A 16715-nucleotide genomic window follows, 5' to 3' on the forward strand; every position below is an offset into this window, starting at 1 on the left:
GCGCGTGGGCGGGCGGGGGGGCGTGTCACCTTGTTGTTGGTGTCGCCGTGGGGGGGGGGGGGGGGGGGGGGGGCGCCGGCCCCCGCCCCCCCCCCCGGGCCCACGACTACTTCGCCTCGGAGTCGCCGTCGGTCTTCTTCGGCTCTGCGTCCGTCGTCGCCTCGGTCGCCTCGTCGGCCGGCCCGTCGGCCGCGTCCTTCTTGCCGAGGTCGACGGCCTTGTCGTCAGCGGGGGCGTCGGCGGCGGAGTCGTCGGACCCGGTGAGGGAGGAGGCGTCGTCCGGGACGATGTCGGCGTCGGACTTCAGGTCGTGCTCGATGCCGTGGACGATGCGGTTGTACTCGTCGTCGGTGAGGACGGCGCCGATGGCGTTCTTGGCGAAGAGGAGCTCGACGCCGGGACCGGCGTCGACGAGGACGGTGTCCTCGTTCACCTCTTTGACCGTGGCGTACATGCCCCCGATGGTGCGGATACCGCTGCCGGGCTGCATTTGGTTCCGCATCTCCACGGCCTGCTGCTGCTTCTTCTTGGCCGATCGGGTCATCAGGAACATGGCCCCGATGAGCACGATGAACGGGAGGAGGGTCAGGAGACTCACGGGTCGGTACTTCCTTCACACGACCGCGCTGTGAGCGGCCAGATGGTTGGGGGTGTGTACGCCGCCGTCAAAGGCGGCATCGGCGGAGTCTAAGCGAGTCCGCGCGCATGGAACAACGCTCAGCATGGCACCGGGGTTCCCCCTCCGGCCACTGTCCTCGCCGCCCCGGAGGCGTGACGGCGCCGTCACGCCCCGAACAGGTCCCCTTGTCCGTTTCCGGCGCTCTGGGAGCGTGGCGGGGTGAGGCCGAGGTGCGCCCATGCGGCGGGTGTGGCCACCCGGCCGCGGGGGGTCCGGGCCAGCAGGCCTTCCCGTACGAGGAAGGGCTCGGCGACCTCCTCCACGGTCTCACGTTCCTCACCCACCGCGACAGCGAGGGTGGAGAGACCCACCGGGCCGCCGCCGAACAGTTTGAGGAGGGCCTCCAGCACGCCGCGGTCGAGGCGGTCGAGGCCGCGCGCGTCCACCTCGTACACCGCGAGGGCGGCCGCCGCGATGTCCCGGGTGACCAGCCCGTCGGCCTTGACCTGCGCGTAGTCGCGGACGCGGCGCAGCAGGCGGTTGGCGATACGGGGCGTGCCACGGGAGCGTCCGGCGATCTCGGCGGCGCCCTCCGGCTCGACCTCCACCTCCAGGAGGGCGGCCGAACGCTGGATGACCCGCTCCAGTTCGGCCGGTTCGTAGAACTCCATGTGGGCGGTGAAGCCGAAGCGGTCGCGCAGCGGGGGCGGCAGCAGGCCGGCCCGGGTGGTGGCGCCGACCAGGGTGAAGGGCGGGAGCTCCAGGGGGATGGCCGTAGCGCCGGGGCCCTTGCCGACGATGACGTCGACGCGGAAGTCCTCCATCGCCATGTAGAGCATCTCCTCGGCGGGCCGGGACATGCGGTGGATCTCGTCGAGGAAGAGGACCTCGCCCTCCTGGAGGGAGGAGAGGATGGCGGCGAGGTCGCCGGCGTGCTGGATGGCGGGGCCCGAGGTGATGCGGATGGGGGCGCCCATCTCGGCCGCGATGATCATCGAGAGGGTGGTCTTGCCGAGGCCGGGGGCGCCGGAGAGCAGCACGTGGTCGGCCGTGGCGCCGCGCGCGCGTGCGGCGCGCAGCACGAGGTCGAGCTGTTCGCGGACCTTCTCCTGGCCGATGAACTCGTCCAGGTCCTTGGGGCGCAGGGCGGCCTCGACGGCCTGGTCGTCACGGTCGGCGACGGAGTCCACCAGCCGCTCTCCGGCGGTGGTGTCGGTCGTGTCGTCCCAGTTCATGAATGTGCCTCAGAGGGTCGTGGATCGGCGGGTCCGGTCAGCGGGCGCGGTTCAGCGTCTGCAGGGCCGCCTTCAGCAGCTGCCCCACCTGGGGCGTGCCCCCGGCGGCCTCGGCCTGCGGGGTCACGGCGGTCACGGCCTCGTCGGCCTCCCGGGTCGCGTACCCGAGGCCGATCAGGGCGGCGTGGAGCTGGTCGCGCCAGCCCGAGCCGGCCGGTGCGCCGACCGCGGGGGCGCCGACGGGCGCGCCGAGCCGGTCCTTCAGTTCCAGCAGGAGTTTCTGGGCGCCCTTCTTGCCGATGCCGGGGACGGCGGTGAGGGCCTTCTCGTCGGCGGTGGACACGGCCCGGCGCAGCGCGTCGGGGCTGTGCACGGCGAGCATGGCCTGGGCGAGTCTCGGCCCGACGCCGCTGGCGGTCTGGAGCAGCTCGAAGACCTGCCGCTCGTCGTCGTCCGCGAAGCCGTACAGCGTGAGGGAGTCCTCGCGGACGACCAGGGAGGTGTGCAGCTTGGTCGGCTGGCCCATGCGGAGGGTGGACAGGGTGTTCGGCGTGCACTGGACGGCCATGCCGACGCCGCCGACCTCGACGACGGCGGCGTCCGGGGCGAGTGCGGCCACTGTGCCGCTGACGAAGGCGATCATGCCGTCCGGCCTTTCGGTGCTGTGGCGGTGTGCAGGGCGACGGCCTGCTGGAGTCGGTTCTGCGCGGGGGCGCGCCAGATGTGGCAGATGGCGAGGGCGAGGGCGTCGGCCGCGTCGGCGGGCTTGGGCGGTGCGCTGAGCCGGAGCAGGCGGGTCACCATGGCCCCCACCTGTGCCTTGTCGGCCCGGCCGCTTCCGGTGACGGCCGCCTTGACCTCGCTGGGGGTGTGCAGCGCCACGGGGATGCCACGGCGGGCGGCGCACAGCATGGCGACGGCGCTGGCCTGGGCGGTGCCCATCACCGTACGGACGTTGTGCTGGCTGAAGACGCGCTCGACGGCGACGCATTCCGGCCGGTGCTCGTCCAGCCACTGTTCGATGCCCTGCTCGACGGCGACGAGGCGGTGGCCCAGGTCGGCGTCGGAGGGCGTGCGGACGACGCCGACGCCGATCATCGTGAGCGGCCGCCCGGCGACGCCCTCCACCACGCCGACACCGCACCGGGTCAGCCCCGGGTCCACCCCCAGTACGCGCACGCGCCCTCCCTTTCGCTCACCTGTTTGTGCAGGCTATCGGGTACCACCGACAACGCCACGGGCCGACGGGGTGTGTCCCATCGGCCCGTTGACTCGGTGGAGCCCGGAAATGCGGAGCCCGGCGCTACGCGTCGACCTTCTCCATGACCTCGTCGCTCACGTCGAAGTTGGCGAAGACGTTCTGCACGTCGTCGCTGTCCTCGAGCGCGTCGATCAGCTTGAAGATCTTCTTGGCGCCCTCCTCGTCCAGCTCGACCTGCATGGTCGGGACGAAGTTGGCGTCGGCGGAGTCGTAGTCGATGCCGGCGTCCTGGAGGGCGGTGCGGACCGCGACCAGGTCGGTGGCCTCGCTGAGGACCTCGAAGGACTCGCCGAGGTCGTTGACCTCCTCGGCGCCCGCGTCGAGCACCGCGGCGAGCACGTCGTCCTCGGTCAGCTCGCCCTTGGGGACGATCACGACGCCCTTGCGGTTGAACAGGTAGGACACCGAGCCCGGGTCGGCCATGGAGCCGCCGTTGCGGGTCATGGCGACGCGGACCTCGGAGGCCGCGCGGTTGCGGTTGTCGGTGAGGCACTCGATGAGCACGGCCACGCCGTTCGGGCCGTAGCCCTCGTACATGATCGTCTCGTAGTCGGCGCCACCGGCCTCGAGACCACCGCCGCGCTTGATCGCGGAGTCGATGTTCTTGTTCGGGACCGACTGCTTCTTGGCCTTCTGGACGGCGTCGTAGAGCGTCGGGTTGCCCTCGAGGTCGACGCCGCCCATCCGCGCCGCGACCTCGATGTTCTTGATCAGCTTCGCGAAGAGCTTGCCGCGCTTGGCGTCGATCACGGCCTTCTTGTGCTTCGTCGTAGCCCATTTAGAGTGGCCGGACATCTGCCTGTCTCCTTCGCGTAACCCATCTCAGCAACGAACGCAGGAATCCTACAAGGATCCCGCTGTCCGGTTCGCCCGCACCATGTCGACGAACAGGGCGTGGACGCGGTGGTCTCCGGTCAGTTCCGGGTGGAACGACGTGGCCAGCGCGGTGCCCTGGCGGACCGCGACGATGTGACCGCCGTGCTCGGCGAGCACCTCGGCCCGGGCTCCGACGGACTCCACCCAGGGGGCGCGGATGAAGACGCCCTCGACCGGGTCGCCCTCGATGCCCTGGATGGCGACGGCCGCCTCGAAGGACTCGTTCTGCCGGCCGAAGGCGTTGCGGCGCACGATCATGTCGATGCCGCCGATGGTCTCCTGGCCCGAGCGCGGGTCGAGGATCTTGTCGGCGAGCATGATCATGCCGGCGCAGGTGCCGTAAACGGGCATGCCGTCCCGCACGCGCGCGCGGAGGGGTTCCATCAGGCCGAACAGGACGGCCAGCTTGGAGATGGTGGTGGACTCGCCGCCGGGGAGGACGAGGCCGTCCACCTCGGCGAGTTCGTCGGGGCGCCGCACCGGCCTGGCCACGGCGTCGGCCGCGGCCAGGGCGACGAGGTGCTCCCGTACGTCGCCCTGGAGGGCCAGGACGCCTATGACGGGGGTGTCGCTCATGGATTCCTGTGCCTTACCAGCCGCGGTTGGCGTAGCGCTCGGTCTCGGGGAGGGTGTCGCAGTTGATGCCGACCATGGCCTCGCCGAGGTTGCGGGACGCGTCGGCGACGATCTTCGGGTCGTCGTAGAAGGTGGTGGCCTTCACGATGGCGGCGGCGCGCTTGGCGGGGTCGCCGGACTTGAAGATGCCGGAGCCGACGAAGACGCCCTCGGCGCCGAGCTGGCGCATCAGGGCCGCGTCGGCCGGGGTGGCGACGCCGCCGGCGGAGAACAGCACGACGGGGAGCTTGCCCAGCTCGGAGACTTCCTTGACCAGCTCGTACGGGGCGCGCAGCTCCTTGGCGGCGGCGTACAGCTCGTTGTTGTCGTAGCCGCGCAGGCGGGCGATCTCGTTCTTGATCTGGCGCAGGTGGCGGACGGCCTCGACGACGTTGCCGGTGCCGGCCTCGCCCTTGGAGCGGATCATCGCGGCGCCCTCGGCGATGCGGCGCAGAGCCTCGCCCAGGTTGGTGGCGCCGCACACGAACGGCGTGGTGAAGGCCCACTTGTCGGAGTGGTTGACCTCGTCGGCCGGGGTGAGGACCTCGGACTCGTCGATGTAGTCGACCCCGAGGGACTGCAGGACCTGGGCCTCGACGAAGTGGCCGATGCGGGACTTGGCCATGACCGGGATCGAGACGGCGTCGATGATGCCCTCGATCATGTCCGGGTCGGACATGCGGGCCACGCCGCCGTCCTTGCGGATGTCCGCCGGGACCCGCTCCAGGGCCATGACCGCGACGGCGCCCGCGTCCTCGGCGATCTTCGCCTGCTCCGGCGTGACGACGTCCATGATGACGCCGCCCTTGAGCTGCTCGGCCATGCCGCGCTTCACACGGGCGGTACCGGTCTCGGGAGCCTGGTTTTCGGAGATGGACACGGGTGACCTCGCTGAGGGGAAAAGGGGTTTCTGCAGCACTGAGGAAACGTGACAGAACCAGGCCACATCAAGGGCCAATGGCAACGCCGTGGATCCTTTTCGGGCGGACGGCCGGGAAACGCCGGGTGAACGGGGCTCAGGCGGCCCGGTCCACCAGGGCCGAGGGAGGCTCGTCGTCCATCTCGAAGGCCATCGGGAAGGGGGCGTGACCGGCCAGGCGGAACCAGCGGACCTTGCGGTGCCGGCGCAGGGCACGGGCCGCGCGTACGGCGTCGTTGTGGAAGCGCCGGGCCATGGGCACCCGGCGGACCGCCTCCGTGAGTTCCCGGGCGGCCTCCTCTCCCCCGGGTGCCTCCCGCACGGCCTCCACCTGCGGGGTCTCCCCGAAGACCGCCCGCAGCGCCTGGCTCAGTTCGCTCTCGGCGACCTCCCGCTGCTCCTCCTCGGCCTGCCGGGCGGCGTGGGCGGCTTCGTACAGCACGATCGAGGCGGCCGGGTCCAGGACACCCGAGGTCGCCAGCTCCTGTGCCACCGAGGCGCGCCGCAGCAGCTGGGCGTCCAGGGCCGCGCGGGCGGCGTCGATCCGGGCGTGCAGACGGTCGAGCCGGCCGGCGGTCCAGCTCAGGTAGAGCCCGATCGCGACCAGGGCGACGGCGATCCAGATGAGAGTGGTGGTCACGGGCGGCAAGGCTAGCGGCACGAGCGCTCCCACCGTTCACCCCGCCCTGCCGTGGCCGACGGTGAGGCCGCTGCCGCTCGTCACGCCCCGGGCGAACCGGGCCCGGCCAGGAGGAGCGGCCCGGGCAGGAGGAGCGGCCCGGGCAGGAGGAGCAGCCCGGGCAGGAGGAGCAGCCCGGGCAGGAGGAGCAGCCCGGGCAGGAGGAGCGGCCTGGGCGAACCCCGGGCGCCCGGATGCCGACCCCGAGCGAGCCCAGCCCGGGCCCCCGGCTCTCAGTAGCGACCCCCGCCGCCCGGATCCGACCCCGCGCGAGCCCGGTGCCCCCGCTCCCAGTCCCGGGCGACCCCGCCGCCCGGGTCCGACCCCGCGCGAGCCCGGGTTGCCCCCCGGCTCTCAGTCCCGGGCGAACCCCAGCCGCCCCCACAGGCCGGTCGTGCGTTCGTCCTCGGCCACCGCCGCCGCTCCGGCCGTCACCGTCTCGTAGACGGAGAGGATGTCCGCGCCGACCGTGGACCAGTCGAAGCGCCGGACATGGGCGCTTCCCCGCGCGCGCAGTTCCGCCCGCCGTTCCGGGTCCGCCAGGAGCCGTACGGCGGCGTCGGCCAGGGCGTCCGCGTCCTCGTTGGGGAACAGTTCACCGGCCGCTCCCCGGTCCAGGACCTGGGCGAAGGCGTCCAGGTCGGAGGCGAGGACGGGGGCGCCGGCGGACATGGCCTCCACGAGGATGATGCCGAAGCTCTCGCCGCCGGTGTTGGGCGCGACGTACAGGTCGACGCTGCGCAGGAAGCGGGCCTTGTCCTCGTCGCTGACCATGCCGAGGAACTCGACACGGGAGCGCAGCTCGGCCGGCAGGGACGCCACGGCCTCCTCCTCGTCACCGCGCCCGGCGACCAGCAGCCGGGTCTGCGGGCGCGCGGCGAGGATCTTCGGCAGCGCCTTCATCAGCACCGGGAGTCCCTTGCGGGGCTCGTCGATGCGGCCGACGAAGCCGATAGTGTCGCCCTGCCACTCGGCCTTGGGCTCGGCCTCGGCGAAGAAGTCGACGTCGACGCCGTTGGGGATGACGACCGCGTCGCCGCCGAGGTGCTCCACCAGCGTGCGGCGGGCGTACTCGCTCACGGCGATCCGGGCGCTGATCTTCTCCAGGGCGGCCTGGAGGATCGCGTACGCGGCGATCATGGCGCGGGAGCGCGGGTTGGACGTGTGGAACGTCGCGACGATCGGCCCCTGGGCGGCCCAGCAGGTCAGCAGGCCGAGCGACGGCGAGGTCGGTTCGTGGATGTGGATCACGTCGAACGCGCCGTCGTGCAGCCAGCGGCGCACCCGCGCGGCGCTCAGGAAGCCGAAGTTCAACCGGGCCACGGACCCGTTGTACGGCACCGGCACCGCACGCCCGGCCGAGACCACGTACGGCGGCAGCGGGGTGTCGTCGTCGGCCGGGGCCAGCACGGACACCTCGTGCCCGAGGCGGATGAAGTACGCGGCGAGGTCACGGATGTGGAACTGGACGCCGCCCGGTACGTCCCAGGAGTACGGGCAGACGATGCCGATTCTCACGGGCGCCCCTTCGTGGGATCGAGGTCCGCGAGCCACAGGCGCTGCAGCATGTGCCAGTCCTCAGGATGGTCGGCGATCCCGGTGGCGAAGGCGTCGGCCAGCGCCTGTGTCATGACGGACGTCCTCTCGGCGCGCGTACCCGACTCGGGCACCTCGACCGGCGGGTGGACACGGCCCCGCATCACGGGCGAGTCGTCGTACCAGAGGGTGACGGGCAGCAGCAGGGCGCCGGTCTGCTGGGCGAGCAGGGCGGGTCCGGCCGGCATCCGGGCCGTGTCGCCGAAGAAGTCCACCTCGACGCCCGACGCGGACAGGTCGCGGTCGGCGACCAGGCAGACCAGGCCGCCGTCGCGCAGCCGCCTGGCGAGAGTGCCGAAGGCGGTGCCGCCGCTGTGCGGCAGGACCTCCATGCCGAGGCCCTCGCGGTAGGCGACGAACCGGTCGTAGAGCGTCTCGGGCTTCAGGCGCTCGGCGACCGTGGTGAAGGGGATGCCGAGCTGCGTGGTGACCCAGGCGCCGGCGAGGTCCCAGTTGGCGAGGTGCGGCAGGGCGAGTATCACGCCCTTGCCTGCGGCCATGCCCTCGGTGAGGTGGTGCAGGTCCTTGGGGTCGAAGCCGCTCTTGATCCGTTCCCTGCTCCAGGCGGGGAGGCGGAAGGACTCCATCCAGTAGCGCAGGTAGGAGCGCATGCCCGCACGGGACAGCTCGGCCAGGCGCTCGGGGCTCGCGTCCGGCATCACGCGCGCGTAGTTGCTCTCCAGCCGCTGGACGCCCTTGCCGCGCTGCTTCCAGGCCAGGTCGGCGATGGTCCGGCCGAGGCGTACGGCGGCCGGCTCGGGGAGCTTCTTGACCGTGCCCCAGCCGAGGCCGTACAGGGCGTCCGTCAGCCGGTCCTGTGCGCTCACGTGGCCGCCTCGCTCCCGTGGGAGGCGTTCTGCTGCTCGTCCTCATTGTCCTGCCCGTCCGGCGTGGCGGCTGCGGCCTCGGCCTCCGCGGACTCCCTGCGGACCGTGACGACCCGCTGGATCAGCGTGACGAGGCTGCCCACGGCGACGATCCACAGGGCGACGGGCAGCAGGTACTGGATGCCGGGGACACCGAACGCGTGCAGGCCCGCGAGACCGGCCGCGACCAGGGAGATCACCAGGCGCTCGGCCCGCTCGACGAGCCCGTTGACCGCGACCGGCAGGCCGATCGACTCGCCCCGGGCCTTGGTGTACGACACCACCTGCCCGCTGGCCAGGCAGAAGATCGACACGGCGCACAGCACGAGGTCGTCGCCGCCGCCGGCGTACCAGAGGATGAAGCCGCCGAAGATCGCCCCGTCGGCGACCCGGTCGAGCGTGGAGTCCAGGAAGGCGCCCCAGCGGCTGGAGCGGCCGAGCTGGCGGGCCATGTTGCCGTCGACGAGGTCGGAGAACACGAACAGCGTGATCACGACCGTGCCCCAGAAGAACTCGCCCATGGGGTAGAAGACCAGCGCGCCCGCGACCACACCGGCGGTGCCGATGAGCGTGACGGTGTCGGGGCTGACTCCCCGCCGGATCAGAAACGCGGCGAACGGTGTGAGGACACGCGTGAAGAATGCACGCGCGTACTTGTTCAGCATGGCCTTCCCGAGGGTCGGTGTCGCCGTCTGGCCCCTGCTGGCCACCGGCTGGCCCATCGTAGTCACGCGTGCGCGTGGGCGAGGTGCGGGCACCCGGACCCCTTTCGGGGGAACCCGCGAGCCGCTGGTGGGCACCGGGATCACGTCGTTCGTATGGACGCACCGTGACGGGAGTGGGAAGGTCGAATGACCGCGGGCGTCGCCGGAGCCGCCACCGCACGCGGCTCCCGCGAGTCCGCGCCCACAGTGACCTCACCGTGCACGGGAGGCAGGATCATGGGCGACAAGGTACAGACACACCCCGGGGCCGCCGGCAGGGCACAAGCGGCCGACCACCCTCAGTCCGTACGGAATGTGGTGCTGGTCGGCCACTCCGGATCGGGCAAGACCACCTTGGTGGAGGCCCTCGCACTCACGGCGGGGGCGGTGAACCGGGCGGGCCGCGTGGAGGACGGCGGCACCGTCTCCGACTACGACGACATCGAGCACCGGCAGCAGCGCTCGGTACAGCTCTCCCTGGTGCCCGTCGAGTGGGACGGCATCAAGGTCAATCTCCTCGACACCCCCGGATACGCCGACTTCGTCGGTGAGCTCAGGGCCGGTCTGCGCGCGGCGGACGCGGCCCTTTTCGTCGTCTCGGCCTCGGACGGCGTGGACGGCTCGACCCGCATGGTGTGGGAGGAGTGCGCGGCCGTGGGGATGCCCCGGGCCATCGTCGTCACGCACCTGGAGTCGGCACGCTCGGACTTCGAGGAGATGACCCGCACCTGCGCGGAGGCCTTCGGCGCGGACGACCCCGACGCGGTCCTGCCGCTCTACCTGCCGCTGCACGGCCCCCCGGCACCGGACGGGCACGCGCCCGTGACCGGGCTGATCGGGCTGCTGTCGCAGAAGCTGTTCGACTACTCGACCGGCGAGCGCAAGGAGTCCGAGCCGGTCGAGGACCAGCTGCCGCTGATCGAGGAGGCCCGCAACCGGCTCATCGAGGGGATCATCTCCGAGAGCGAGGACGAGACCCTCATGGACCGCTACCTCGGCGGGGAGCCGGTCGAGGTCGGGACGCTCATCCAGGACCTGGAGCGGGCCGTCGCACGGGGCGTCTTCTTCCCCGTCCTGGCGGCCGCACCGGCGGGCGAGGGCGCCCGGCAGGGGCTCGGCACCCTGGAGCTGCTGGAGCTGATCACGCGGGGCTTCCCGACGCCGCTGGAGCACGAGACGGTGCGGGTCACCACCATCGACGGCAGGCCGCGCGAGCTCACACCGTGCGACCCGGACGCTCCGCTGGTCGCGGAGGTCGTGAAGACCTCCTCCGACCCGTATGTGGGGCGGCTGTCGCTGATCCGGCTGTTCTCCGGCACCCTGCGCGCCGACCAGACCGTCCACGTGTCCGGGCACGGACTGGCCGACCGGGGACACGAGGACCACGACGTCGACGAGCGGATCGGCGCCCTGTCCACGCCGTTCGGCAAGCAGCAGCGGCCCGTGTCCCACGTCATCGCGGGTGATCTGGCCTGCGTGGCGAAGCTGGGCCGCGCCGAGACCGGCGACACCCTGTCCGCCAAGGACGATCCGCTGCTCATGGAGCCGTGGCAGATGCCCGACCCGCTGCTGCCGCTCGCCATCCAGGCGCACAGCAAACCGGACGAGGACAAGCTGTCCCAGGGTCTGGCCCGGCTGGTGGCCGAGGATCCGACGATGCGGCTGGAGCAGAACCAGGACACCCACCAGGTGGTCCTGTGGTGCCTGGGCGAGGCGCACGCCGACGTCGCCCTGGAGCGGCTGCGCAGCCGCTACGGCGTCCAGGTCGACGTCGTGCCCCACAAGGTGTCCCTGCGCGAGACGTTCGCGACCAGGTCGGCGGGCCGCGGCAGGCACGTCAAACAGTCCGGCGGACACGGGCAGTTCGCGATCTGCGAGATCGAGGTCGAGCCGCTGCCCGGCGGGTCCGGCATCGAGTTCGTCGACAAGGTCGTGGGCGGTGCGGTGCCCCGGCAGTTCATCCCGTCGGTGGAGAAGGGGGTGCGGGCGCAGGCGGCCAAGGGGGTCGCGGCCGGGTATCCCCTCATCGACGTACGGGTGACCCTGCTGGACGGCAAGGCGCACTCGGTCGACTCCTCCGACGCCGCCTTCCAGACGGCGGGCGCGCTCGCGCTGCGGGAGGCCGCGGCCGGCGCGAGGATCCATCTGCTGGAGCCGGTGGCCGAGGTGTCGGTGCTGGTCGGCGACGAGTTCGTGGGCGCCGTCATGAGCGACCTGTCGGGGCGGCGCGGACGGGTGCTCGGCACCGAGCAGACGCCCGGCGGGCGCACGCTGATCCGGGCCGAGGTGCCCGAGATCGAGATCGGCCGGTACGCGATCGACCTGAGGTCGATGGCGCACGGCACGGCGGGGTTCAGCCGGCGGTACGCGCGGCACGAACCGATGCCGCAGCAGGTCGCGGACCGGGTGCGTGAAGAGGAGCGCGTGGCCTCGTAGTTGGCGCCGGGCGCCACCAAGTTCCCTCCTGGGGGCTCCCTTCCGCGGGGGCGGACGGCTTGACGGGCCGCCCGCCCCCGCTCGCCGGTGCGGACGGATACGCTGATGACCTGATCAACAGGTGTGCGGAGCGCGGAAGTCGGGAAGGCCGCAGATGCGGATGCGGCAGCGATGGGGGCGGCAGTGACGGACGGATTCGACTTCAGCCCGGGGGCCCAGGTGCCTCTCGCGGGTGCGAGCGGCCAGACGGCGGCGACCTATGCGCTGGCCGCCGCGGCCTACCGCGACGACGAGGTCACCAAGATCCTGAAGGCCGACAACGAGTGGCACCAGTCGAAGGTGACTCCCCCGCGCTCCTGGGCGAAGATCTTCCGCCCCCGGTTCGGTGAGGCCTTCTCCCGTGCGGTGATCGACCGGATGCTGGGTGCCGGACGTGCGCCGGTCATCCAGTCCTTCGGCATCGAGCCGCAGGTCGTCGTGGAGCACTGTCTGGCGGCCCACCGCATCCGCCGCGACCGCGACAACCGGCTCTCGGCCATCACGGTCATCTGCGGGCTGCTGTTCCTGCCGGGCTTCCTCGTGTGGCTGCTGGTGTTCACGCTGCGCACCACCATGGCCAAGCGGGAGGACAAGCGCACGGGCGCCCTCGCCACGACCCTGCTGGTCGCCGTGGGTGCGCTGGCCGTGCTGTTCCTGATCCGCATGCCGTTCACGGGCTTCTGGGCCCTGTACGGGCGCGCCGCGGTGATCATGCCGGTGGTCGGCTGGTTCTGGGCCAAGCACATCTGCGAGCGGACCGCCCGCGACCTGCGGGAGCGCTGGTCGAGCCTGCTGTCGGGCGGCGGTGTCGGCGCCAAGATCCCCGAGGCGGTCCCCGGCAACCCGGGTGACGCGGCCGAGCAGGTCCGCAAGGAGCTGGCCCGCCTGGCCGCCGAGCAGCGGTCCAACTCGGTCTTCTACGCCGGCCCCAAGGGCATACTCGGCATGGGCACGCGGTGGGGCAGCTGGCAGCTGGCCGAGGAGCTGGTCTCCGCCGAGCCGGGCAAGGAGTTCCACCCCTTCCGCAGCTGGGACGTCATCGTGGCGATCCAGGGCGGTCTGGGCATGCTGGAGCGCACGTCCATCAACACCGGCGGCTTCCCCAAGCCGTCCATCACGCACTGGGTCGTCACACCGATCGGCGAGAAGGCGACGGAGGTGTCCCGGCCGAGCGGCACGGACGTCGACGCGTACACGGTGCGGACGCACGCCATACAGGACATCTGCAACAAGCAGCAGTTCGGCAGCGGCGACCGGCACTACCTGGGTGTGCAGTGGACCCTGTGGGACGGCCACCTGGTGATCACGATGCTGATCACGGTGACCGTGCTGCACGACACGCTCCGCATCGAGGTCACCGGGCATGCCCTGGGGCCGGTCAACTCCCTGTTCAACGAGAAGCCCGCGGCCAAGGAGAAGTCGGTGCAGAAGGCCTTCCGGTTCTGGGAGACCCGCACCGTGAAGCTGCCGCTGATCGACGCCGACGAGGTGGTGCGGCTGGCCGCGCGCGCCCCGCTGACCTGGTATCCGCCGCTGCTGAACTGGCTCGGCGGCAGTCTGACGCTGCCGGAGCCGTTCGGTCTGCGGCACGCGTGGGCCGACCAGCCGTGGCGGCACCGCTTCATGGCCGACGACGCGCTGCGGGCTGCGACGCCGGTGCTGCGCGTGGTGCATGCGGCGGCGCTGAAGGTGCTGCGGGAGAACGGGGTGGACGTGGAGAAGTTCGGATCCAGGTCGGCGGCGCTGAGCGGGGCGGTGCAGGAGGCTTCGCCGAAGAAGGCGGATGTGTACGACGCGTAGTCGGTGAGGTGCCCGGCGTTGTCGCTGAGGCGCGGATGGGTGCGCAGCCCGGCGCTTCGGGGTGCCGCCGCGCCCGCCCGCGCCCGCCCGTGCCGCCCCGGGCGGCACGGGTGCCCGTGGCTTATGCCGGCCAGGCCTCCGCCAGCATCTTCCGCGTGTCCGCCAGCAGCTGCGGCAGCACGCGTGTGTGCCCCACCACCGGCATGAAGTTCGTGTCGCCGCCCCAGCGCGGCACGATGTGCTGGTGGAGGTGGGCGGCGATGCCCGCGCCGGCGACCGTGCCCTGGTTCATGCCGATGTTGAAGCCGTGCGCCCCGGAGGCCGTGCGCAGGGCCGTCATCGCCTGCTGGGTGAGTTCGCCGAGCTCGGCGGTCTCCCCCGCCGTCAGGTCGGTGTAGTCGGCCACGTGCCGGTAGGGCACGGTCATCAGGTGGCCGCCGTTGTACGGGTAGAGGTTGAGCACCGCGTAGACCTGCTCGCCGCGCCGGACGACGAGCCCGTCCTCGTCGGACTTGGCCGGGATGGAGCAGAAGGGGCAGCCGTCGCCGGCGCCCGGGCCGGTGGGCTTGTTCTCGCCCTGGATGTAGGCCATCCGGTGGGGCGTCCACAGACGCTGGAACGCGTCCTGCGTCCCTACTCCCAGCTGCTGCTCCGGCTCACTCGTCATGCAGTGCAGCATATGGCGTCGAGCTGGGGGGGACGGCAAAGGCCCCCGGATCTCCCCGGGGGCCGGTGCACCGCGTGATCAGACCTGGGCGCGCTCCTCGACGACCTTCAGGATCTTCGCGATGGCCTCGTCGAAGGGGATGCCGTTCTCCTGCGAGCCGTCGCGGTAGCGGAAGGACACGGACTCGTGGGACATGTCCTCGTCGCCCGCGATGACCATGAAGGGCACCTTCTGCTTCTGGGCGTTACGGATCTTCTTCTGCATGCGGTCGGAGGAGGAGTCGACCTCGACGCGCAGGCCCTTCTTCCTGGCCGCGGCGGCGAACTTCTCCAGGTACTCCACGTGCGCGTCGCCGATCGGGATGCCGACCGCCTGGACCGGGGCCAGCCACGCCGGGAAGGCGCCCGCGTAGTGCTCCAGGAGCACCGCGAAGAAGCGCTCGATGGAGCCGAACAGCGCGCGGTGGATCATGACCGGGCGGGTCTTGGTGCCGTCGGCGCCCGTGTACTCCAGGTCGAAGCGCTCGGGCAGGTTGAAGTCGAGCTGGATCGTCGACATCTGCCAGGTGCGGCCGATGGCGTCCTTGGTCTGGACGGAGATCTTCGGGCCGTAGAAGGCGGCGCCGCCCGGGTCGGGCACGAGGGGCAGGCCCTGCTTCTCGGCGACCTGGCGCAGCGTCTCGGTGGCCTCTTCCCAGGCCTCGTCCGAGCCGACGAACTTCTCCGGGTCCTTGGTGGACAGCTCCAGGTAGAAGTCGGTCAGGCCGTAGTCGCGCAGCAGGCCGAGGACGAAGGTGAGCGTCTTGTCGAGCTCCTCCGACATCTGCTCGCGGGTGCAGTAGATGTGCGCGTCGTCCTGGGTGAAGCCGCGGGCGCGGGTCAGGCCGTGCACGACGCCGGACTTCTCGTACCGGTACACCGTCCCGAACTCGAAGAGGCGCAGCGGCAGTTCACGGTAGGAGCGCCCGCGCGCGTCGAAGATCAGGTTGTGCATCGGGCAGTTCATGGGCTTGAGGTAGTAATCCACGCCCTCGTCGAGCTGCATGGGCGGGTACATGCCGTCGGCGTACCAGTCCAGGTGCCCGGACGTCTCGAAGAGCTTCCCCTTGGTCGCGTGCGGGGTGTAGACGAACTCGTAGCCCTCCTCCTCGTGGCGGCGGCGCGAGTAGTCCTCCATGACCCGGCGGATGATGCCGCCCTTGGGGTGGAAGACGGCGAGGCCGGAGCCGATCTGCTCGGGGATGGAGAAGAGGTCGAGTTCGTTGCCCAGCTTGCGGTGGTCGCGCTTCTCGGCCTCGGCGAGGAACTCCAGGTGCGCCTTCAGCTCGTCCTTGGTGGGCCAGGCGGTGCCGTAGATGCGCTGGAGCATGGGGTTCTTCTCGCTGCCGCGCCAGTAGGCGGCCGCGTTGCGCATCAGCTTGAACGCCGGGATGTTGCGGGTGGTGGGCAGGTGGGGACCGCGGCAGAGGTCCTTCCAGCACAGGTCACCGGTCTTGGCGTCCAGGTTGTCGTAGATCGTCAGCTCGCCGGCGCCGACCTCGACGTCCGCGCCGTCGTCGGAGGAGGCGGAGCCCTTGAGGCCGATCAGCTCCAGCTTGTACGGCTCGCCGGCCAGCTCCTCGCGGGCGGCCTCGTCGGTGACCACGCGCCGGGAGAAGCGCTGCCCGCGCTTCTGGATCTCCTGCATCTTCTTCTCGATGGCCTTGAGATCCTCGGGCGTGAACGGCTTCTCGACGTCGAAGTCGTAGTAGAAGCCGTCCTTGACGGGCGGGCCGATGCCGAGCTTGGCCTCGGGGAAGAGCTCCTGCACGGCCTGGGCCATGACGTGCGCGGTGGAGTGGCGCAGGATGTTCAGACCGTCCTCGGAGGAGATCTCGACGCCCTCGACCTCGTCGCCGTCGGACAGGGCGTACGACAGGTCCTTGAGCTCGCCGGCCACGCGCGCGGCGATGATCGAACGCTCGCCGGCGAAGAGCTCGGCGGCCGTAGTGCCCGTCGTCACCACGCGTTCTTCCCGCTCGGAATCGCGCTGGATGATCACACGGACGTCTGACACCGGTCTCTCCTGACTGAAGGGGGCTGCGGCGCCATACCCGAGCGCGCGCACGAGTAAGGATCGTACCGACCCGGGACCACCCGACGCGAAATCGATCTCCGCGGCCCCTCCCCCCGGGCATCACCGGTCCCGCCCCGGGCCTGCCCGGCCCACTTCCCCCGGCCTGTCCGGTCCCCTCCTCCCGGCCTGCCCGGCCCACTTCCCCCGGCCTGTCCGGTCCTCTCCCCCTGGCCTGTCCGGTCCTCTCCCCCCGGCCTGTCCGGTCCTCTCCCCCCGGCCTGCCCGGCCCACTTCCCCCGGCCTGTCCGGTCCTCTCCCCCCGGCCTGTCCGGTCCTCTCCCCCCGGCC

Annotated in this window: 15 protein-coding genes; 2 read left to right on the forward strand and 13 right to left on the reverse strand. The window is 71.5% G+C overall.

Annotation, left to right across the window (positions count from 1 at the left end; translation table 11 throughout):
- Positions 1-106: 106 nt before the first annotated feature.
- The 11 genes from yajC to pgsA all read right to left on the reverse strand — a co-directional run bounded on the left by yajC (position 107) and on the right by pgsA (position 9388).
- A complete protein-coding gene (gene yajC / locus ACFV20_RS36055; RefSeq protein WP_385665283.1) occupies positions 107-598 on the reverse strand; it encodes a preprotein translocase subunit YajC in 492 nt (163 codons plus the stop codon).
- A gap of 185 nt (positions 599-783) precedes the next feature.
- Positions 784-1854, reverse strand: coding sequence for a Holliday junction branch migration DNA helicase RuvB (gene ruvB, locus ACFV20_RS36060; protein WP_385665285.1), 1071 nt, complete (start codon positions 1852-1854; stop codon positions 784-786).
- A 37-nt stretch (positions 1855-1891) separates the two neighbouring features.
- Positions 1892-2497: a Holliday junction branch migration protein RuvA gene (ruvA, locus tag ACFV20_RS36065; protein ID WP_385665288.1), complete on the reverse strand. Its 606-nt coding sequence runs from the start codon at positions 2495-2497 to the stop codon at positions 1892-1894.
- Positions 2494-3033, reverse strand: coding sequence for a crossover junction endodeoxyribonuclease RuvC (gene ruvC, locus ACFV20_RS36070; protein ID WP_385665291.1), 540 nt, complete (start codon positions 3031-3033; stop codon positions 2494-2496). Before ruvC ends, ruvA begins: the two co-directional genes overlap by 4 nt.
- 124 nt (positions 3034-3157) lie before the next feature.
- Complete coding sequence (locus ACFV20_RS36075; protein WP_234845061.1) at positions 3158-3910, reverse strand: YebC/PmpR family DNA-binding transcriptional regulator; 753 nt, start codon at positions 3908-3910, stop codon at positions 3158-3160.
- Between the two features lie 48 nt (positions 3911-3958).
- On the reverse strand, positions 3959-4567 hold the full coding sequence (pdxT, locus tag ACFV20_RS36080; protein ID WP_385665294.1) for a pyridoxal 5'-phosphate synthase glutaminase subunit PdxT: 609 nt from the start codon (positions 4565-4567) through the stop codon (positions 3959-3961).
- Positions 4568-4580: 13 nt separating this feature from the next.
- Positions 4581-5486 carry a pyridoxal 5'-phosphate synthase lyase subunit PdxS gene (gene pdxS, locus ACFV20_RS36085; RefSeq protein WP_361119336.1) on the reverse strand — a complete coding sequence of 302 codons (906 nt, stop codon included), beginning with the start codon at positions 5484-5486 and terminating at the stop codon, positions 4581-4583.
- A 136-nt stretch (positions 5487-5622) separates the two neighbouring features.
- On the reverse strand, positions 5623-6165 hold the full coding sequence (locus ACFV20_RS36090; protein WP_366713476.1) for a hypothetical protein: 543 nt from the start codon (positions 6163-6165) through the stop codon (positions 5623-5625).
- 393 nt (positions 6166-6558) lie between these two features.
- Positions 6559-7722, reverse strand: coding sequence for a glycosyltransferase family 4 protein (locus tag ACFV20_RS36095; protein ID WP_385665297.1), 1164 nt, complete (start codon positions 7720-7722; stop codon positions 6559-6561).
- Positions 7719-8627, reverse strand: coding sequence for a phosphatidylinositol mannoside acyltransferase (locus ACFV20_RS36100; RefSeq protein WP_385665300.1), 909 nt, complete (start codon positions 8625-8627; stop codon positions 7719-7721). Before ACFV20_RS36100 ends, ACFV20_RS36095 begins: the two co-directional genes overlap by 4 nt.
- Positions 8624-9388, reverse strand: coding sequence for a phosphatidylinositol phosphate synthase (gene pgsA, locus ACFV20_RS36105; protein WP_352098300.1), 765 nt, complete (start codon positions 9386-9388; stop codon positions 8624-8626). The genes ACFV20_RS36100 and pgsA overlap by 4 nt, the downstream gene beginning before the upstream one ends.
- 219 nt (positions 9389-9607) lie before the next feature.
- Between pgsA and ACFV20_RS36110 the strand changes: the two genes are divergently transcribed.
- Together ACFV20_RS36110 and ACFV20_RS36115 are read left to right on the forward strand one after the other, a co-directional pair.
- Positions 9608-11806, forward strand: a complete 2199-nt coding sequence (locus ACFV20_RS36110; RefSeq protein WP_385665301.1) for an elongation factor G-like protein EF-G2 — start codon at positions 9608-9610, stop codon at positions 11804-11806.
- A gap of 171 nt (positions 11807-11977) precedes the next feature.
- Positions 11978-13645 (forward strand): hypothetical protein, encoded by a 1668-nt coding sequence (locus tag ACFV20_RS36115; RefSeq protein ID WP_385665303.1) that lies wholly within the window; start codon positions 11978-11980, stop codon positions 13643-13645.
- A gap of 121 nt (positions 13646-13766) precedes the next feature.
- Here the strand turns inward: ACFV20_RS36115 and ACFV20_RS36120 are convergent, their stop codons facing one another.
- Positions 13767-14324, reverse strand: coding sequence for an HIT family protein (locus tag ACFV20_RS36120; protein WP_385665304.1), 558 nt, complete (start codon positions 14322-14324; stop codon positions 13767-13769).
- A 66-nt stretch (positions 14325-14390) separates the two neighbouring features.
- Entirely contained in the window at positions 14391-16367 is a 1977-nt protein-coding gene (gene thrS, locus ACFV20_RS36125) for a threonine--tRNA ligase (protein WP_385665305.1), read from the reverse strand.
- Positions 16368-16715: the final 348 nt, after the last annotated feature.

The sequence above is a fragment of the Streptomyces sp. NPDC059696 genome, assembly GCF_042733745.1.
Lineage (GTDB): Bacteria > Actinomycetota > Actinomycetes > Streptomycetales > Streptomycetaceae > Streptomyces.